This window comes from Chryseobacterium sp. SIMBA_038, from assembly GCF_046535115.1.
Classification (GTDB): domain Bacteria; phylum Bacteroidota; class Bacteroidia; order Flavobacteriales; family Weeksellaceae; genus Chryseobacterium.
Genome location: NZ_JAWRXH010000271.1, coordinates 1 through 259, shown reverse-complemented (window position 1 = coordinate 259; position 259 = coordinate 1). Strand labels below are relative to the sequence as shown.

Here is a 259-nt window from a genome sequence, read left to right as displayed (position 1 = left end):
GACGCCCGCGCGGAGTGACTGAAGAACCGCATCGCGATCCTTGGGACGAATTGTTGTCATGCTGCTAACCGTTGTGCAAGTTCCTGATTGATTTCGATTGGGTCGTCCCCGTCAATGAGCGGTGCGTCCCAGTGATCAAGCGCAGCCTCATTGACCTGTTCAATGGCGCCATCTAGCATCATTTCAAGGTCAGATGCAGCATCGACCAACTCCGCGCGCGTCCATTTCGGCCTCGTCAGCAGCAGCCGAAGGAACGCCG

1 protein-coding gene is annotated in these 259 nt (G+C 57.1%); it reads right to left on the bottom strand.

Annotation, left to right across the window (positions count from 1 at the left end; translation table 11 throughout):
- Positions 1-56: 56 nt before the first annotated feature.
- The coding region (locus SB689_RS23515; RefSeq protein ID WP_410694460.1) for a tellurite resistance TerB C-terminal domain-containing protein at positions 57-259 on the bottom strand (203 nt) is incomplete at its 5' end.